Source organism: Vibrio inusitatus, assembly GCA_024346935.1.
Taxonomy (GTDB): Bacteria; Pseudomonadota; Gammaproteobacteria; order Enterobacterales; family Vibrionaceae; genus Vibrio; species Vibrio inusitatus.
This window is the reverse complement of record AP024878.1, coordinates 2000535-2015814: the sequence shown is the minus strand read 5'-3', so window position 1 is coordinate 2015814 and position 15280 is coordinate 2000535. Positions and strand designations below refer to the sequence as shown.

Annotated in this window: 17 protein-coding genes and 2 tRNA genes; 11 read left to right on the top strand and 8 right to left on the bottom strand. The window is 43.7% G+C overall.

Annotated features, from left to right (window positions below; genetic code table 11):
* Positions 1-21: 21 nt before the first annotated feature.
* The 8 genes from OCU48_RS09265 to OCU48_RS09230 all read left to right on the top strand — a co-directional run bounded on the left by OCU48_RS09265 (position 22) and on the right by OCU48_RS09230 (position 8200).
* The gene (locus OCU48_RS09265; protein WP_141346112.1) at positions 22-1002 is read left to right on the top strand and encodes a Bug family tripartite tricarboxylate transporter substrate binding protein; all 981 of its coding nucleotides are present in this window, start codon (positions 22-24) and stop codon (positions 1000-1002) included.
* Positions 1003-1099: 97 nt separating this feature from the next.
* Entirely contained in the window at positions 1100-1555 is a 456-nt protein-coding gene (locus OCU48_RS09260) for a tripartite tricarboxylate transporter TctB family protein (RefSeq protein WP_141346113.1), read from the top strand.
* Positions 1556-1570: 15 nt separating this feature from the next.
* A complete protein-coding gene (locus OCU48_RS09255) occupies positions 1571-3073 on the top strand; it encodes a tripartite tricarboxylate transporter permease (protein ID WP_141346114.1) in 1503 nt (500 codons plus the stop codon).
* 59 nt (positions 3074-3132) lie between these two features.
* Entirely contained in the window at positions 3133-4416 is a 1284-nt protein-coding gene (locus OCU48_RS09250) for a hypothetical protein (RefSeq protein WP_141346115.1), read from the top strand.
* A 211-nt stretch (positions 4417-4627) separates the two neighbouring features.
* On the top strand, positions 4628-5308 hold the full coding sequence (locus tag OCU48_RS09245) for a GntR family transcriptional regulator (protein WP_208727162.1): 681 nt from the start codon (positions 4628-4630) through the stop codon (positions 5306-5308).
* Between the two features lie 105 nt (positions 5309-5413).
* Positions 5414-6172 (top strand): TSUP family transporter, encoded by a 759-nt coding sequence (locus tag OCU48_RS09240; RefSeq protein ID WP_141346116.1) that lies wholly within the window; start codon positions 5414-5416, stop codon positions 6170-6172.
* A gap of 267 nt (positions 6173-6439) precedes the next feature.
* Positions 6440-7129, top strand: coding sequence for a zinc metallopeptidase (locus OCU48_RS09235; protein ID WP_141346117.1), 690 nt, complete (start codon positions 6440-6442; stop codon positions 7127-7129).
* A 474-nt stretch (positions 7130-7603) separates the two neighbouring features.
* Positions 7604-8200 (top strand): tyrosine-type recombinase/integrase, encoded by a 597-nt coding sequence (locus tag OCU48_RS09230; protein WP_141346118.1) that lies wholly within the window; start codon positions 7604-7606, stop codon positions 8198-8200.
* 183 nt (positions 8201-8383) lie between these two features.
* On the opposite strand, the gene OCU48_RS09225 is transcribed toward OCU48_RS09230, so the two are convergent.
* Entirely contained in the window at positions 8384-8707 is a 324-nt protein-coding gene (locus tag OCU48_RS09225) for a hypothetical protein (protein ID WP_141346119.1), read from the bottom strand.
* A 759-nt stretch (positions 8708-9466) separates the two neighbouring features.
* On the opposite strand from OCU48_RS09225, the gene OCU48_RS09220 reads away from it, so the two are divergent.
* Together OCU48_RS09220 and OCU48_RS09215 are read left to right on the top strand one after the other, a co-directional pair.
* Positions 9467-9763, top strand: a complete 297-nt coding sequence (locus OCU48_RS09220) for a hypothetical protein (protein WP_141345740.1) — start codon at positions 9467-9469, stop codon at positions 9761-9763.
* Entirely contained in the window at positions 9738-10676 is a 939-nt protein-coding gene (locus tag OCU48_RS09215; protein WP_141346120.1) for a tyrosine-type recombinase/integrase, read from the top strand. The genes OCU48_RS09220 and OCU48_RS09215 overlap by 26 nt, the downstream gene beginning before the upstream one ends.
* Positions 10677-10987: 311 nt before the next feature.
* On the opposite strand, the gene OCU48_RS09210 is transcribed toward OCU48_RS09215, so the two are convergent.
* Positions 10988-11299, bottom strand: coding sequence for a hypothetical protein (locus OCU48_RS09210; protein ID WP_141346121.1), 312 nt, complete (start codon positions 11297-11299; stop codon positions 10988-10990).
* A 208-nt stretch (positions 11300-11507) separates the two neighbouring features.
* Here OCU48_RS09210 and OCU48_RS09205 point away from each other — a divergent pair, with 208 nt between their 5' ends.
* Complete coding sequence (locus tag OCU48_RS09205; protein WP_167496198.1) at positions 11508-11666, top strand: hypothetical protein; 159 nt, start codon at positions 11508-11510, stop codon at positions 11664-11666.
* 38 nt (positions 11667-11704) lie between these two features.
* Here the strand turns inward: OCU48_RS09205 and OCU48_RS09200 are convergent, their stop codons facing one another.
* From OCU48_RS09200 to OCU48_RS09175, 6 genes are all read right to left on the bottom strand, one after another.
* Positions 11705-12817 carry a tyrosine-type recombinase/integrase gene (locus OCU48_RS09200; RefSeq protein ID WP_167496199.1) on the bottom strand — a complete coding sequence of 371 codons (1113 nt, stop codon included), beginning with the start codon at positions 12815-12817 and terminating at the stop codon, positions 11705-11707.
* A gap of 106 nt (positions 12818-12923) precedes the next feature.
* Positions 12924-14216: a site-specific integrase gene (locus OCU48_RS09195; RefSeq protein ID WP_141346123.1), complete on the bottom strand. Its 1293-nt coding sequence runs from the start codon at positions 14214-14216 to the stop codon at positions 12924-12926.
* 80 nt (positions 14217-14296) lie between these two features.
* Positions 14297-14387: transfer RNA gene (locus tag OCU48_RS09190), tRNA-Ser, on the bottom strand.
* 89 nt (positions 14388-14476) lie between these two features.
* Entirely contained in the window at positions 14477-14755 is a 279-nt protein-coding gene (locus tag OCU48_RS09185; RefSeq protein ID WP_141346124.1) for a hypothetical protein, read from the bottom strand.
* Between the two features lie 44 nt (positions 14756-14799).
* Positions 14800-15051, bottom strand: coding sequence for a prepilin-type N-terminal cleavage/methylation domain-containing protein (locus OCU48_RS09180; RefSeq protein ID WP_141346125.1), 252 nt, complete (start codon positions 15049-15051; stop codon positions 14800-14802).
* 151 nt (positions 15052-15202) lie between these two features.
* Positions 15203-15279: transfer RNA gene (locus OCU48_RS09175), tRNA-Pro, on the bottom strand.
* Position 15280: the final 1 nt, after the last annotated feature.

The following is a 15280-nucleotide window of genomic DNA, read 5'->3' as shown; positions in this document are numbered from 1 at the left end:
CGTATTTAAGGAGAAAGACACATGATCAAAAAACTAAAATTTGCAGGGTTATCTATCGCTGCTGTATTAGCAGGTTCAATGACCCTAGCAAATGTTGCAGTTGCTGATGACAACTTCCCTCGTAAGCCAGTTTCAATGGTTGTTGCATATTCTGCGGGTGGTGGTACGGATACTGCAGCTAGAGTTATAGCAAAGCACGTTGAACCACATTTAGGTCAACGTCTTGTGATCCAAAATAAACCTGGAGCAGGCGGTCAAATCGGTTTTTCTGACCTAGCTCGCTCAAAGAATGATGGTTACAAAATCGGCTTTATCAATTTACCTTCGCTCTACATGGTGAAGATGCTACGAAACAAGGTCCCATATGAATTCTCTGATTTTGAAGCCATTGCGAACATTCAAATTGATCCAGTAGTACTCGCTGTAAACGCAGACAGCCCGTACAGCTCATTTGAAGAGTTCTTAGCTGCCGCAAAAGCAAACCCTGGCAAGATCAACATTGGTGGTGACGGACCACAATCTAACAACCAACTTCAATTGGTTATCGCACAGAAAAAACTAGGTGCTGAATTTAACTTTGTTGCGTTCAGTGGTTCTGGTCCAGCAGTAACGGCAACCCTAGGTAATCAGGTAGATGCATCTATCCCTTCAGCAACTTCTGTAGCAAATCATGCTCGCAATGGCCGTTTGAAAGTTCTGGCGGTATTTGCAGATGAGCGCTTCGCTTACCTACCAAATGTCCCTACAGTTAAAGAGGTCACTGGTATTGAAGTTCCTGCTGTAGGCGCGTCAATGCGAGGAGTCGCTGTACCAAAAGGCACTCCAGAGGCAAGAAAGAAATCTCTTGAGCTTGCATTTAAGAAAGTAATGGAAGACAAAGAGTTCCTATCTTATGCGGAAGAAGTGGGTATGCCACTGAACTACATGAGCGCTCAAGACTTTGATGAGTACTTAGCGAAAACAGCAGCTTCTGTAGAGCAGTACATAGACCTACTCAAATAATCACTTAAACGTTATCTGGTTAACCAAAGTATTACCTTAATTGGCCGACCAGATAACCCCCAAAATCCCCAAAAACCTGCAGTTCTAGGAGACCTAAATGCCGACACTTAGCCGGGATAAGCTCACAGCATTCGGTGGTGTATTTATTGCCACAATGGTAATTATTGCAACTAAACAATACTCATTTGAGTCGTCTTATTTTCCTATTTCCCTTAGCGTTGCAATCTTAGCTTTATCGACGTTGCTACTTTTGAGAAGAAGCAAGCCAACATCAGACCATAGCCCAGAGCAATCACGATTTTCTGGTGAAGAAGTCATTCAGATCAAATCGGCGATTGGAGTATTCGTTGGCATCATTGCCTACTCTGTGACACTTCGATTGGTTAATTATGAAATTGCTACAGTACTGTTTCTTGGCATCGCGATCTGGACTCTTGGCTATCGAAAAATTGTTCCAGTACTTCTTATTGCACTAGGGCTCAGTGCAGGATTGCACTTTGTGTTCTTCGAACTTCTCTCTGTCAGTAGGCCAGAAAGCCTATTTTTCTACTAAATTTTGGGCACGACTATGTTTGATAACTTAATGTTAGGCTTCGGAGCCTTAATGGATGTCTATATGTTGGCAGCGATCGCTGTTGGCGTGATAGGCGGTGTAATGATCGGTCTATTACCGGGACTAACCAGTACAATGGCTGTTGCACTTTTGATTCCCGTTACATTTTCAATGCCGCCGCAGGTAGGTTTGGGCATGTTGGGAGGTATCTATGTTGCTTCCACCTACAGTGGGGCAATCAGTGCAATACTACTCAACATTCCGGGTACATCTGCTGCGGTGGCAACACTGCTCGACGGGCACCCAATGTCAAAAAGTGGCCAATCAACACGGGCATTGGCTCTCGCCACATTTGCTTCCTGTATTGGTGGCTTTGTTAGCGTTGGAGCGCTTCTGCTTATCGCTCCATCGTTAGCGGAGCTGTCACTGATGTTTGGACCAACCGAATACTTTTTACTAGCAGTTTTTGGTATTACAGTTATCGCCTCTCTTTCTGCTGGCGCAATCGAAAAAGGCTTGATTGCTGGTGCGTGTGGTTTGCTTATGGCAACCGTTGGTGTCCACCCACTAACTGGTGAAATGCGCTTTACGTTTGACTCTCCTGCTTTATATGACGGTATTCCACTCATCGTGTCACTAATAGGCCTCTATTCCATTCCAGAGGTGATCAACATTATTGCGCGCCGTAAGCATCAGTCATCGATGCAAAGCTCTATGGGTAAACGTAATCCATTTGCATACTTGCCTGAGATGCTAAAACAAAAGTTTAACTTGGTTCGTTCAAGCATCATCGGGGTTATTGTCGGTATTATCCCTGGGGTTGGATGTAGTGTTGGGGGGATTTTGTCCTACGATGCAGCAAAACGTGCCTCCAAAACACCTGAGAAATTTGGTAAGGGCTCATCTGAAGGATTAGTTGCTAGTGAAACAGCCAACAATGCTGTGACTGGCGGTACCTTGATTCCACTTCTTACACTTGGTATTCCAGGTAATCCAGTTACTGCGGTTTTACTAGGTGGGTTGATGATCCATGGCCTTCGGCCTGGCGCTGAATTGTTCACTATTAACGCAGACATCACTTATGGGTTTATCTTAAGTCTTTTTGTTGCCAACTTGCTGTTTGTGCCTGTCGGCTTGTTTGTCGCCAAATATTGTTCGCGAGTTATCCATTTGCCACATTCAATCCTTGCAGCTGCAATCTTAGCACTTGCAGTTGTAGGTTCGTACTCCATTCGAGGAGCCATAGAAGATATCTACATTATGCTGTTTGTAGGTGGAGTAGGCTTCTTAATGCAGATCATGCATATTCCTCGAGCACCTATGGTACTTGGCTTAGTGCTGGGCACTATGGCAGAAGGTGAGCTTGCCCGTTCACTGGCACTAGTACACAACGATGTTGGTGCATTTGCGACCCAGATGGTGACTAGACCTATCTCCATTATCATTATTATGCTGTGTGTTTACTCACTATACCAGGGAATAAAACAACATCGAAACGCCACAAAAGCGCTTGAGTAATAAGCTCTTAGAAGCCTTTATAGAAATACAAAATAGAATTTACAATAAGAGAGTAAAATATGAGTGATATACCAGCGGTTAACTTTCCATGCCCGGTACGTAGAGTCGGCAATGGCGATAAGCATTATTTCTTCGGATATTACAACAAGAACGTCTGGGATCGTAGTGGGCGCTACTTTTTGTCCAATCGTGTGGAGATGCTGACAAAAGATCTAAATGGCTCAGAAATTGCTCAGGTTGGCTACTTTGACTTAGATAACAACGATGAATACCATGCAATTGGTGAGACCACCACTTGGAACTGGCAAATGGGCTGCCAATTACAATGGCTTGAAGGTAAAGAAGAGCGTGAAATCATCTATAACGTTCGCTCAACCAATGGCGAAGGAACCATTTATCCTGACTTTTGCTCAAAGATTTACAATGTAGAAACGGGTGAGGAGAGAGCGTTGCCATTGCCCGTTTACGTTGTCGCACCAAACAGCAAATACGCGCTGTGTGTAAACTACTCACGCTTCGAAGTCACTCACAAAACGATAGGTTACCGTGCAACGGATAACGAACCTGAGCTTGAACTGGCACCAGCCGATGATGGCATTCATTACATGGATATCGAAACGGGTGAGTCACATTTGATTGTTAACTTACAGCAGTTAAAAGAATTCAACCACGTACCGTCAATGGAAAAAGCTATCCACTGGGTGACTCACCTTGAAATTAATCCTGGTTCTAGCCGTCTACTATTCCTACACCGTTGGACAGAACGAGTCGAAGATGAAACTTGTTTTCTCCACCGCTTGTTTTCCGTTAACCCTGATGGCTCTGATTTGAGATTATTGGAATGTACGGATCACCCACTGCCTCAGTTAGCAGATGATTTTGACATTCATTCTGTCGGTACATTTGATTATGAGAAGTCTGAGTATCAAATATCACATCCGGTATGGCGCAATGACATTTCTATCATGGTTTGGGGGCCTCATAATGGCAGCATCCATTATCATTTGTATGATGATTTGACTGTTGAAGCTACAGTCGTTGGTCGAGAGTGTCTCACTGAAAATGGTCACATGAGCTATTCAGACGATGACCGCTGGCTATTAAGCGATACTTATCCAGATGCCGAAACTAATGAGCGTTTCCTGATCATTTACGATGCAGAAAAAGACATTCGTTATAATATAGGGAGCTTCTATACATCCCCAGATTTGGGCAAACACAACCGCTGTGACTTGCACCCTCGATTTAGCCCTTGCTACACCAAAGTATGTATGGACTCTGTACATGAAAACATCAGACAACGCTACATCATAGATATTGCAGAACTACTACAACAGGGATAAGCAAGTCTTGTCTTATTTGGAACTACGTCGTAGCAGAACTACCTCACCATATATTTACAGGTGCTTTGTTAAGCGGTACTTAGTGTGCAAGAATTAACCGATAAGCGTAGAGTCCATGCATGTTGTGAATTTATCAGCTACAAGTATTAGAGCTCAAGCGCGACATGTGTACAATAAGACTTAAAAGGACAGGGCTAACAAGGAAACAAATATGAATGAAGTAGCGAATGGTAAAGGTGCTAACGATTCATTGATTAAGGGGGGCTCTCTTAGTGAGACAGTGTATCACTACGTGCTTAGTGAAATTAGGGAAGGCCACTATCACCCAGGAGAGCGGGTTCGGGAATCTGAGATATGTAACTCATTAAACGTAAGTCGCACTCCAGTTAGAGAAGCGTTTCGCCGTTTACAGTCTGAAGGTCGCCTCATTGTTGAACCTCAACGAGGAGCGATAGTTGCTGAGCTCGATCATCAAGAAGTTGCCGAACTTTATGCATTGCGACAAGAACTGGAATCTGTCGCAGCAAAGTTTGCAGCTCAGTTCGCATCAGAATCAGAACTTGCCACGATGGAATACATTCTTCAGCAAAGCGAGAAAGTGAAAGACGACCCTAGAGCACTCAACCAGATTAACTGGGAGTTACATAACGCCATTTACAATGCAGCGCACAATCGATTTTTGACTAAAGTATTTCAGTCACTTTCAGACTCGATGGCGTTACTCCGCGGCACAAAATACATTCCAGATGGTAGGCCGGAAGCGTTAATCGAAGAGCACAGACAGTTAGTTGAGGCAATTAAATCACGTGATGGTGAAAGTGCGGCCACCGCAGCCCGAAATCACGTAAAAAAGTCATTTCAGATTCACTTGGAAGCCAAGTTGAATATCTAGTTGGCTTTTACGGAAGAAATAGATCTGAATCAGGCAATGTGACTTTCACTAAAATGCATCAGGAGAAAAATAAAGTCTGCATTATGCAGTCTCTATCGCTCGATTATGGAAATTTCATTAGAGATTCTGTTAGCACTTTTTGCGGTTGCAGCAGCAGCAGGCTTTATTGATGCAATGGCAGGTGGCGGTGGTTTGCTCACCCTACCTGCATTGTTGGCAGCTGGGTTGCCACCTCTCGAAGCTCTAGCGACCAACAAGCTTCAAGGATCGTTTAGCAGTTTTTCAGCTAGTTGGTATTTTGTCCGGAATGGCATCGTTGACCTGAGAAAAATGAAGCTAGCGATTGTTTGTACCATAGCAGGGTCTGCATTAGGAGCCACACTGGCCCAGTATATTGCCCCAGAGGTGCTAACTAACTTAATCCCTCTTTTACTCATAGCCATTTCGATTTACTTTTTTCTATTACCTAGTTCAATGCCTAATCACAGCCAAGAGTCGAACTCTGAAGCAATGCTTTCATTTTTCATTGGCGGGGGCGTTGGTTTCTATTGCGGTTTTTTTGGTCCGGGTACGGGTTCAATTTTTACCTTTCTATTTGTTTCCTTTGGTGGTCTTTGCCTAGTTAATGCTACGGCACGAACAAAAGTCCTCAACTTTACAGCAAACTTCATTGCTCTAGTCGTTTTTATCCTAGCAGGCCTTCCCATATGGAAAATTGGATTAACAATGGCGGTGGGTGGATTTATTGGAGCTCAGTTTGGCGCAAAGGTTGTGGTAAAGCGGGGACAACGTTGGATAAAGCCACTTGTGATTTTAATGTCAATTCTAATCGCATTGAAGTTACTATGGGATGCGTACCTCTAGCGGGGGTTGCTAATCCGGTAAAGCTAACCCCAGTCTCTAGCATCACCGATATAGGCCCTGCGTTTCTGGTTCGTAGCAGTAATGGTGAACGCTTTATTAAGTGACTTTTAAATACCAAAAGTTCTCAGCTTTTTTCTAATTTAAGTGATTGCTCTAAGAAGGTTTTGTCCATAATCGAGTCAGCTTATTATCGGCAAGCATCTGCTGCTCATTTTTATGCGTATAATGCTTAGTAATCACACAATTCCTCATGGCATACTGATTTAAATGTTTTGGATAGTAATATTACTCATAATCGCGATATGCGTCTTCCTGCCAGGCCTGTGGGTCAAGCATGTGATGGAAAAGTACAAACAACCGGCTGATCGCTACCGCAAGCAGGGAAATGGTGGTGAGCTTGCTCGCCACTTGTTGGACAGCTTCGGCTTGGGTAATGTCGATGTAGAGGAAACCTCTGCCGGTGATCACTATGACCCAGTGGCTAAGGCTGTGCGGCTGACCCCGGATAACTACTCAGGATACTCACTAACAGCAGTGACTGTGGCTGCTCATGAAGTGGGGCATGCCATTCAGGATTCACGTGGAGAGCCCTTATTCCTAGCGCGGCAGAAGCTCGTAAAGACTGCCATGATTGGCGAGCGTATTGCCGGAATGATGTTAGTGGCTGCTCCACTTGTTCTACTGCTAACCCGCTTGCCGCAAGCGGGAGCGATAACGATAGTGATTGGTATTTTTTCAATGGCACTAAGTACCATGGTGCACTTGTTAACTCTTCCAGTTGAGTTCGATGCTAGTTACGGTAAGGCTCTGCCGATTCTACAGAAAGGCGGCTACCTGCATGATGGTGATCTAGAGCATGCGGAGAAAATTCTCAAGGCGGCGGCACTGACTTATGTCGCAGCCTCGTTGACCAGCTTATTAAACTTGGGCCGATGGGTTGCGGTACTCCGCCGGTAGTGGTTGTTTGATGTCCGAGGTTTAGCGAGTACTAAGTCATTGAGTAGGGGGGAACAACTAGTCCTTCGATACAGCCGCTTACCACCCCCCTGAATTTGGCACCGGTATACAACTGACTCCGATGTATTATTTCTAGCATAAAACCTTTTTTGGAGGTGGCCCGAAGGCTCAACGGCGCTATTCGCCGATTGAGATCTAGTCACTGGCCCAAGCGCTAAAATTACATTATCGCCAGCCCATTGTATCAGTAGTAACTCCCGTGAATAGGTCGCAACGCACTAACTATTCGCTTTAGGGGACGCGTAAAAGCCTCGCAGCGTTCGGCACAACTTTTTGTGCCACCCTTGAGCTCAAACGTTATTTTTCCATACCTCATATTATTCGTTCTCTTCTAAATTATTAAAGTGTCCAATACGGAATTGTCCATTTCTCTCTAACTACAATCGTGATGGCCAATTAAATATGGAGGCCATTATGATAATTTTTAACAAGGTAAAACGAAGTGGTGTAAAAAAACCTTTTCGGCTTGAAGAAGTATGGGGAATCAGAACCAGACTTGAGATAGAAAATAATTTGATGCAACTTGCATTATTAAACTTAGCTATCGATAGCAAGCTCAGGGCTAGTGACCTGCTTCCACTTAAAGTTTGCGATGTATCTTCTCAAGATAGAATATTTAACCGTGTAAAGCACATACAGCAAAAAACAAACACTGAAGTTCAGTTTGAAATAACTACAAGAACACAACAAAGTCTAATGAAGTGGATTGTGCTTGCATCTCTAAATTCAAATGACTTTCTGTTTCCAAGCCAAAGACGAAAGCAGAAACCGATTAGTTATTCTTACTATAGATGCCTTGTCAGAAGGTGGGCATTAAATCTTGGATTAGATCCAAATCTGTATGGCACACACTCGATGAGGCGAACCAAAGCAACTTTAGTTTATGCAAAAACTAAAAATATCAGAGCGGTGCAGCTTTTACTCGGGCATACAAAGGTAGACAACACGATCCGTTACCTTGGTGTTGAATTAGAAGATGCATTGCTGCTTTCTGAAAGTATTGATTGTTAGTTGAAAGGAACCCAGATTTCTAGGGTTCCCATTTATTGATACTCAGACATGTTTGCCCAATTATGTGTTTCATAGCTTCAGTGCTCACTGAAGCTAAATTTAAAGAGCCCTCCCAATCGTCATTGCATGCTCCGTATATGGAACATGAAGCGCTCACTCAATCGTGTGAGTGCTTCATGTTCTTTATTTAGGCTGCTTGCGTGACTCCACAACGTCTAACTTCCATAGCCCAAACACTCGATAGCTCATGTCTATATGAGAAATCTCTATAGTTATGACAACAAGTCTCCATTTTTCATTGAATCCATTGTTCTTGAGCCACAGAGCATTGTTGGCTTCGTCTAACGCAATCAGGGGTTTATTCATGGTGTTGGCACTGTTTAATAGCACGTCGCACAGGCTCTCTGGCTGCTTATCGTTCGGTGTTGATGCTGGCAGCAGCATCACAGGATGTCCTTCAATCTGACTCAGGTCAGATAGGAGGATAAGAATGGTTGTTGTGTTCATAATGACTTCCTCTGTTCAAACTATTGAATGGGTTTCGCTGCAACTGTGTTTAACCTATCAAACCCTTTTCCCAGCGAAATAGCCTAGAGGGGACTTTCCTCTATTTTTTTTCGTTCGATATTTCCCTCGCTCGAATACTTCAACTTCGTTATCCCACAGCCATTAAATGCTTTCTCGAGTTAAACCACTTAAAAAACATCACATCGTTTTGAATGCGGATTCGATGGCATATCACAAGCAACCTCGTTGAAGAACGGGCGGATTAAAAGAGGGAACCCCCCTCATGCGCAGATATGCACTTTATGGTGACAACATCACTCAAAGACAGCCCTGACTCACGTCAGACTCGCTGTATCACTTTTTTGGAAATGTCTTCCAAAACTAACTGGACCCTACAGGTAACCAGGGACTGTGTCATGAGCAGACAATCATGAACTTCAAAGCCCAGACTGACATCAGGAACCCGCTTTGACCTGAACTCAACAGGCCACATGAGGTGTGTAATGAGCACGGAATCATCGCTTCTCGCTGTAGTGGAATACCTCGGCATAGGGGAAGCAGAACACCCGATAAGCAACAGAACAGAACTGTATAAATTGGCGTATTTGTCGCATACAAATGGAATAAACCACCTGAAGGTTAATTGTGCTTATCCAGCACGTTGGCGTTAACGCTACTTTCATGAGAAGTCGGAGAGTAGTGAGTCATCAATTGCACGAGTGGGTGTGAAGGCTTGCAACGACAAAAGAGGTAGAAGTGATGGCGAAGAAATTAACGCTGGATGAGCTTTACAAAGTACGAAGACGAGGAAAATTAGAGTTTGGAGACGCGAAGGAAGAGCTTATCGAAGTACGTAAAGCCAAAACCATTCGTCATAAGACGTTAGTGCATATATCAAAACTGGACAAGTATGCGTTTCAGTTGAGGTCACTGATTAAAGTGGGCGCAAGCGTGACTGAACTTCATTTTTGGTTACAGGCGCAGGGCGTTGAATGTGCACGCTCTACCGTCTATCGATGGAGAAAAAAACATGAAAAAAAAGACGAAGAACAATAAGGGCTACCAAGCCAAAAAGAATCGCACGCCCGAGGAAAAACAAAAGCAGCAGGCCATCAATGTGGTCTATCAGCTGAAAAATCGCGGAGATGTAAAATCGGATGGGACCGCACGCAACTATACTGGAGCGCTTAAGCTGTTCGCCGAGTATGTCAATGAGAAGGGAGTGGCATTGAAACACGCCACTAAACAAGATGCCATCGAATACCTAACTGACCGCTCAGTGCTGGTGGGTAATAGCGCTTTGAATACGTTTCGCGAAGTGGCGAATAAGATGTTGGTGATGACCAAAGCCATGCCTAAAGATGAAACGCTGCCCACAGACATCAAATCAGAAAAGATAGAGCTGCTTTCTTCACGAGCGTACTCACCAGAGCAAGTAGAGTTACTTCAGTCTCATCAGGGAGAGAAGAACGCCTTGTCGACATCTCTAGCACTCAGTTGCGGACTGAGGGCACATGAACTGTATACCTTAAGACGACGTGATGAACTAGAGCCAGACGATAGACCCATCTCAGAGGTTAAGTTTTCAGGCTTAGACCTTCAAAACAACCATAAGATGTATGTTGTGAAGGGTAAAGGTGGGTTAAAGCGGGAGGTGGCTATACCGAATGAGTTGGCGGCTTCACTAGAAGCAAGACGCCTTGATAAGCCCAGACGTGTGAAAGACCGTACGGTTGTGTACAAGTCTTATTATGATGTGGGCGGTGGTCAAAGTTGGAGCCAGTCGTTTTCACGCGCATCCAATGTAGGACTTGGCTGGAGTCATGGCGCGCACGGCTTACGTCATAGCTTTGCCCAGAGACGTATGGAAGAACTGAAATGGCATCACGACTACAATGACGCACTAGAAGCGGTATCTCAAGAGTTGGGACACTTCAGACGGTCCATTACACTGGTGTACCTACGATAGACACAACGAAAATCGTCCTTAGATGATTTTCGTTTTTTTGCATTATGTTGTTGCGGGCTGTTTGTGCGCGATAGCGTGAGAGGGCCGGTGTGCTCTAGGCGCTCGCTGTGTCAGATACCCTGACACAGCGAGCGAAGCGGGAAAATTTTTGAGTCACATTTATGTGGCGAGAAGATTTTAAGGCAGCCCAAATTTCGGCAATGACGGAATTTGAGTTAGACAAAACCGTCATTGCCGGAATATCGGAGTACCCGATATCCGGCTTCGAGAAAAGGCTAATAGAACGCTTATTGGTAGGCTTTCCTACTCATCTAGTGAATCTGTCTTTCACTTTTACAAAACAAAAACACGAAGTCACATTCATGTTCGTTATGTACCTCTACGTCCATTAGTGTCCACCATTCAGTTTCACCTTGTTTGTACAGGGCTATAGAAACGCTCTCTACATCGGCTAAGCCAAAATTCATGAATCTCGTCGATTGTTGCAATGAATCGATACAACTGACAAGAAGTTCAGGGATGTATTGGTATTCATATTGACGTATTGTTTTCACACGCACTCGCATAAGAGTTGCCTGACTAAAGTCAATCTCGGTTGGATTAGTTGAGTTACGATTATCCATAGTAATGTCCTTATTGGTGATGTGATAAGCAAGGGTGCTATCACGTAACTCCTACCGTATCAGGAACGAATCCCAGCGAAAGTCCCCCGATAATTGCAGTGCCTTTAGTATGGTACAACGATGTTAGAAGGGAGGTGCGTCCATCACATCACCTGATGACAGGATTTACGAGTATTCCAAAAACTAGACAGCATCAGGTTACTGTCGTATGACACTAGATGATCCTAGCAGTGGTGATTACTGGTTTATGACGGTATACAACGAGAAAGATAATTTGTTCCAGTATTTTTTAGATTACACTTGGGGCAGAGAAGAGCTTGAGCGGACAGTTAGAGAACCTGCTCCAGCTATAGAAAGAGCAAGCTAGGTACAATACCCTAATTTGCTCTTTGTTTTGCGGAGCACCTACGCCTCAAAAGTATGGGTGGGGGCAGATTTACGATTAAATTTGTTTATAAAAGCGTTGATTGCAAACGGTAGGAAGCCGACTGGTGCAGGCTTTGGCAAGGGAACTATTGTGTCAGGCTCATTGATGGTATCAGCATCAAATGCTAATGCTTTGCTTAACTGAGTCCGAGTATCTTCATCTGAAATGGGCAACCACTTCGCATAATGCATCTCTGTTACTTTGGTATCTGCGTGTCCCATCACCACAGAAACTAACTTCACTGGAACTCCTCCACTGATTGCAATGGATGCAAATGAGTGTCTCAGTTGTGACGGACCACTGTGTTTGAGTTGAGCAGATTTTAGAAATGCAGTGAAAAATCGATATGCATAGTCCTTGCTATTCATGAAAGGTTTACCTGTTAAATCATCGATAAATACCGGACGAAATTGGTGAGTAGACTGTGATTTAAAGCTAGAACCTCGAATTTTAACCGGTGTAGGAGGTTGGTTTCCGGTTCTTTGAAATTGATCCAGAAGAAGCTCCATTGGCTCGTCAAATAAGTCTAGAGTTCGCTTTGATTGCTTTGTCTTAGGAACTGTAAACCGCTTCAAGGCACGTGCTCTTCGAATGGTCAGTTTTCGGTTCTTAAAATCAATGTCACTCCAACACAAGGCTACAATTTCTTCCATGCGTAAACCTAACAAGCCCCCTAAAAGTGCTAAAGCTTTTCCCGATGGTTGCTTAGTATCTGTCGCTTTCATAGTTTGGAAGTCTGCCTTGGAGAACGGCTCTTTTTCCTCAACGGCTACGTCAACTTTCAAGTTTGTGATTTTGAGGCAAGGGTCTTTTGACAAATAGCCATCCTCATAAGCCATTTTGGTAAGGTTTCGTAAGACTATCAATCTGTTGTTAATCGTGTGATGTGCGTATTCGTCTTGCCATTTTGTGATCATAGAGATTACGTCGCTATATTTGAGAGAATCAAAGTCGTAGTTTTCTTCAATTTCTTGACATACTTTACGTAGGGATGATTTGTACCCTGCATACGTTGACTCAGATAAACAACGAGCGTAGCTATCTAGCAAGATTGCTGTGTAGTTTTCTAGTTGTGAAACAGGCTTACTCATGAGTATATACTCCATTTGCAGCAACCTTGTGTTGCTGCTTCGGAGCGGGGTAAGCCAACTAAATTGATTAAATTACGGTGTATCTACAGAAAAAAAACGCGACCTATTACGTTTGTGTTTCTGGTGAGAATTCTTCGAGGGAAAATTGCTCTATTACCCCTCTAAGCTTGAAAATAGTTAATTTCTTTCCATACCGTCCATAAGTCATATTGTGATTTGCATGTCCAACGACTTCGGCCACTTGATACTCTTCGATGCCTTTTTGTTTGAGATCATCAATGAATGTATGACGTAACCCGTAAGCGGTAGGCCGCTCACCTGATTGCATGTTAATAGCAGTTTGGATCTTGCCAAACTGAGTGCGAAAGCGCTTTGTCCAGTCGTTGTCAGCACCACTTGGTTTCCAATCAAATAGTTGGAGCTTTTTGTGTTGCTTTTGCTTTCTGACAAAGTCAATGAACCCTAGGTCAATGAGCGTTTTATGAATAGGAAGAGTTCTCAGTGAATGCGAGTTTTTCAGTTTCTGAGAGTCTCCCTTGTCGGTGATAGTCAATGTGAATAGCCCCTGATTAGGTTGAATATCTTTAATCTTGAGCTGACAGACTTCCGAAGGCCGTAATCCCATATAAATCAAAAGTAACGTTGACCACTTCAACGAAGGAGAGGCTTCTCGAAAAAGATGGGATGAGAGTAGGTTGTGTATTTGTTTTTTTGACCATTTCTCTCTTTGTTCAGAAGCGAATTTTTCTGAGCGAAATGTCATGGTTAAGCCTTCAAATGGGTTACGGAGGAGCCGTTCTTTTTGTGTCAGCCATTTAATGAATTGCTTTGCCGCTGACCAGTAGTCTTTTTTCGTTTTTGCGCTCTTATCCCAACTTTGAAGGTGATTCCCATAATCCAGTAAAACAGAGGCACTGATTTTATCTATTGGCGTTTTCTTAGTTTTAAAGTAATTGAGGAAATAGGTGGTTCTAGTGTCCAACTGATGAACCGTCAAGTGAGTAACTTTTGATTTTCGCTTTGTATCAATGAATTCTTTTTGCCACTGAAAGCCTTGAGCGTAATTTTGTCGGGCTTTGGTACTTGACGAGGGGGTAGATTCTGTTGCCAACGGAACAGAATTTATATCAATTCCCGAGTCATTGAACGCATTTCTTAGCACTTCAATGGCCCGAGTGATTTCTGCTTTAGTTTCTCTAACACAATCCCTAGCAGAGTCGATATTATCTAGGGATTTTTGAATCTGCATAATCAGGGGGTGGCTGCGCCTGATTGCTACGGATCGCGACTTTGTTCTTAGGCTGAATTTAAAATCGAACGGGAAGCCTTGCTTAACAAGGGCTTTTGGCGTGCAGACTCGCACGAAATAGACGCTGAAGCGGTTTTTGAATAGATACATTGACTCACCTGATTGACTCACCAGAGCGTTTTCAGGGATTCAGAAATGGAAAAAGCCCTGATAAATCAGGGCTTTAAATGTGGCGGAGAGATAGGGATTTGAACCCTAGAACCGCTATTAACGGTTGCCGGTTTTCAAGACCGGTGCTTTCGACCACTCAGCCATCTCTCCGTGTGGGCGCTATAATATAAAGCTTTTGCTGAGTTGTAAAGTCTATGGAGAATCGTTTGATTGCTTTTTAATCAGAAGTGGCAAAACTCTTAACAGCCGGCAGTTTCTGTTGTGATTAGATATGCTTTACTGTCGGTATTGCTTGTGCCTTCGGCTTCGATATATCGAACATAACACCTAGAGTCGATATTTGCTTCGTCGGTCATGTTGTATCCTACGTGAACATAACTGCTCGTATTACTTTCAGACTTACAGGTTTCGCTGTAACAAATATCAAGTTCATCTTGGTCAATTGTAGTTAGTTCGATAATTCCTAAGCGAGGAATGCTATTAGTTTCGCTATCAAATTTTTCGTCAGTGGATAACATGGCTTCTGGATAGCCATATTTTAATTCTAGATAACCAAGATTAGTCAGTACAGGATCTCCATCATTATCATTACCGTCGGCAGAAGAGCGGGCGGCCCTTCTACGCCTTCGATAGCCGCTTTGGTGTAAGCTAAACCTGCTGCCTCATGCATGGCTGCTTTGACGCTCATGATGGTAGATATACGTGCATCGCGTTGTAGATTAAGAAAGCGAGGCGCTGCCGTTACCGCAAGGATACCAACGATGACAATGACTACTACAAGTTCTATGAGAGTGAAGCCGCGCTGTTTAGCCATTATTGTGCGTCCAAAAATTCAGAACGGAAACAATAGCAAGACATTGCCGATATCTAGTGACCAATTGATGCCAATCGATGATTTATTGGTATGGAGTGATAAGTAAAAAGGCCCTAAACAGTTAATCTCTGTTTAGAGCCTTTTATAAGGTTGGTCGGACTGACAGGATTTGAACCTGCGACCCTCCGCCCCCCAGGCGGATGCGCTACCAAGCTGCGCTACAGTCCGA

What these genes read in the sequence shown, in the direction of transcription:
- OCU48_RS09220 (WP_141345740.1), top strand. Translation starts at nt 9,467, where the DNA reads ATGGCGAAGAAATTAACGCTGGATGAGCTTTACAAAGTACGAAGACGA.
- OCU48_RS09185 (WP_141346124.1), bottom strand. Translation starts at nt 14,755, where the DNA reads ATGTTATCCACTGACGAAAAATTTGATAGCGAAACTAATAGCATTCCT.
- OCU48_RS09250 (WP_141346115.1), top strand. Translation starts at nt 3,133, where the DNA reads ATGAGTGATATACCAGCGGTTAACTTTCCATGCCCGGTACGTAGAGTC.
- OCU48_RS09195 (WP_141346123.1), bottom strand. Translation starts at nt 14,216, where the DNA reads ATGTATCTATTCAAAAACCGCTTCAGCGTCTATTTCGTGCGAGTCTGC.
- OCU48_RS09245 (WP_208727162.1), top strand. Translation starts at nt 4,628, where the DNA reads ATGAATGAAGTAGCGAATGGTAAAGGTGCTAACGATTCATTGATTAAG.
- OCU48_RS09205 (WP_167496198.1), top strand. Translation starts at nt 11,508, where the DNA reads ATGACACTAGATGATCCTAGCAGTGGTGATTACTGGTTTATGACGGTA.
- OCU48_RS09265 (WP_141346112.1), top strand. Translation starts at nt 22, where the DNA reads ATGATCAAAAAACTAAAATTTGCAGGGTTATCTATCGCTGCTGTATTA.
- OCU48_RS09210 (WP_141346121.1), bottom strand. Translation starts at nt 11,299, where the DNA reads ATGGATAATCGTAACTCAACTAATCCAACCGAGATTGACTTTAGTCAG.
- OCU48_RS09235 (WP_141346117.1), top strand. Translation starts at nt 6,440, where the DNA reads ATGTTTTGGATAGTAATATTACTCATAATCGCGATATGCGTCTTCCTG.
- OCU48_RS09260 (WP_141346113.1), top strand. Translation starts at nt 1,100, where the DNA reads ATGCCGACACTTAGCCGGGATAAGCTCACAGCATTCGGTGGTGTATTT.
- OCU48_RS09255 (WP_141346114.1), top strand. Translation starts at nt 1,571, where the DNA reads ATGTTTGATAACTTAATGTTAGGCTTCGGAGCCTTAATGGATGTCTAT.
- OCU48_RS09215 (WP_141346120.1), top strand. Translation starts at nt 9,738, where the DNA reads ATGAAAAAAAAGACGAAGAACAATAAGGGCTACCAAGCCAAAAAGAAT.
- OCU48_RS09230 (WP_141346118.1), top strand. Translation starts at nt 7,604, where the DNA reads ATGATAATTTTTAACAAGGTAAAACGAAGTGGTGTAAAAAAACCTTTT.
- OCU48_RS09240 (WP_141346116.1), top strand. Translation starts at nt 5,414, where the DNA reads ATGGAAATTTCATTAGAGATTCTGTTAGCACTTTTTGCGGTTGCAGCA.
- OCU48_RS09200 (WP_167496199.1), bottom strand. Translation starts at nt 12,817, where the DNA reads ATGAGTAAGCCTGTTTCACAACTAGAAAACTACACAGCAATCTTGCTA.
- OCU48_RS09225 (WP_141346119.1), bottom strand. Translation starts at nt 8,707, where the DNA reads ATGAACACAACAACCATTCTTATCCTCCTATCTGACCTGAGTCAGATT.
- OCU48_RS09180 (WP_141346125.1), bottom strand. Translation starts at nt 15,051, where the DNA reads ATGGCTAAACAGCGCGGCTTCACTCTCATAGAACTTGTAGTAGTCATT.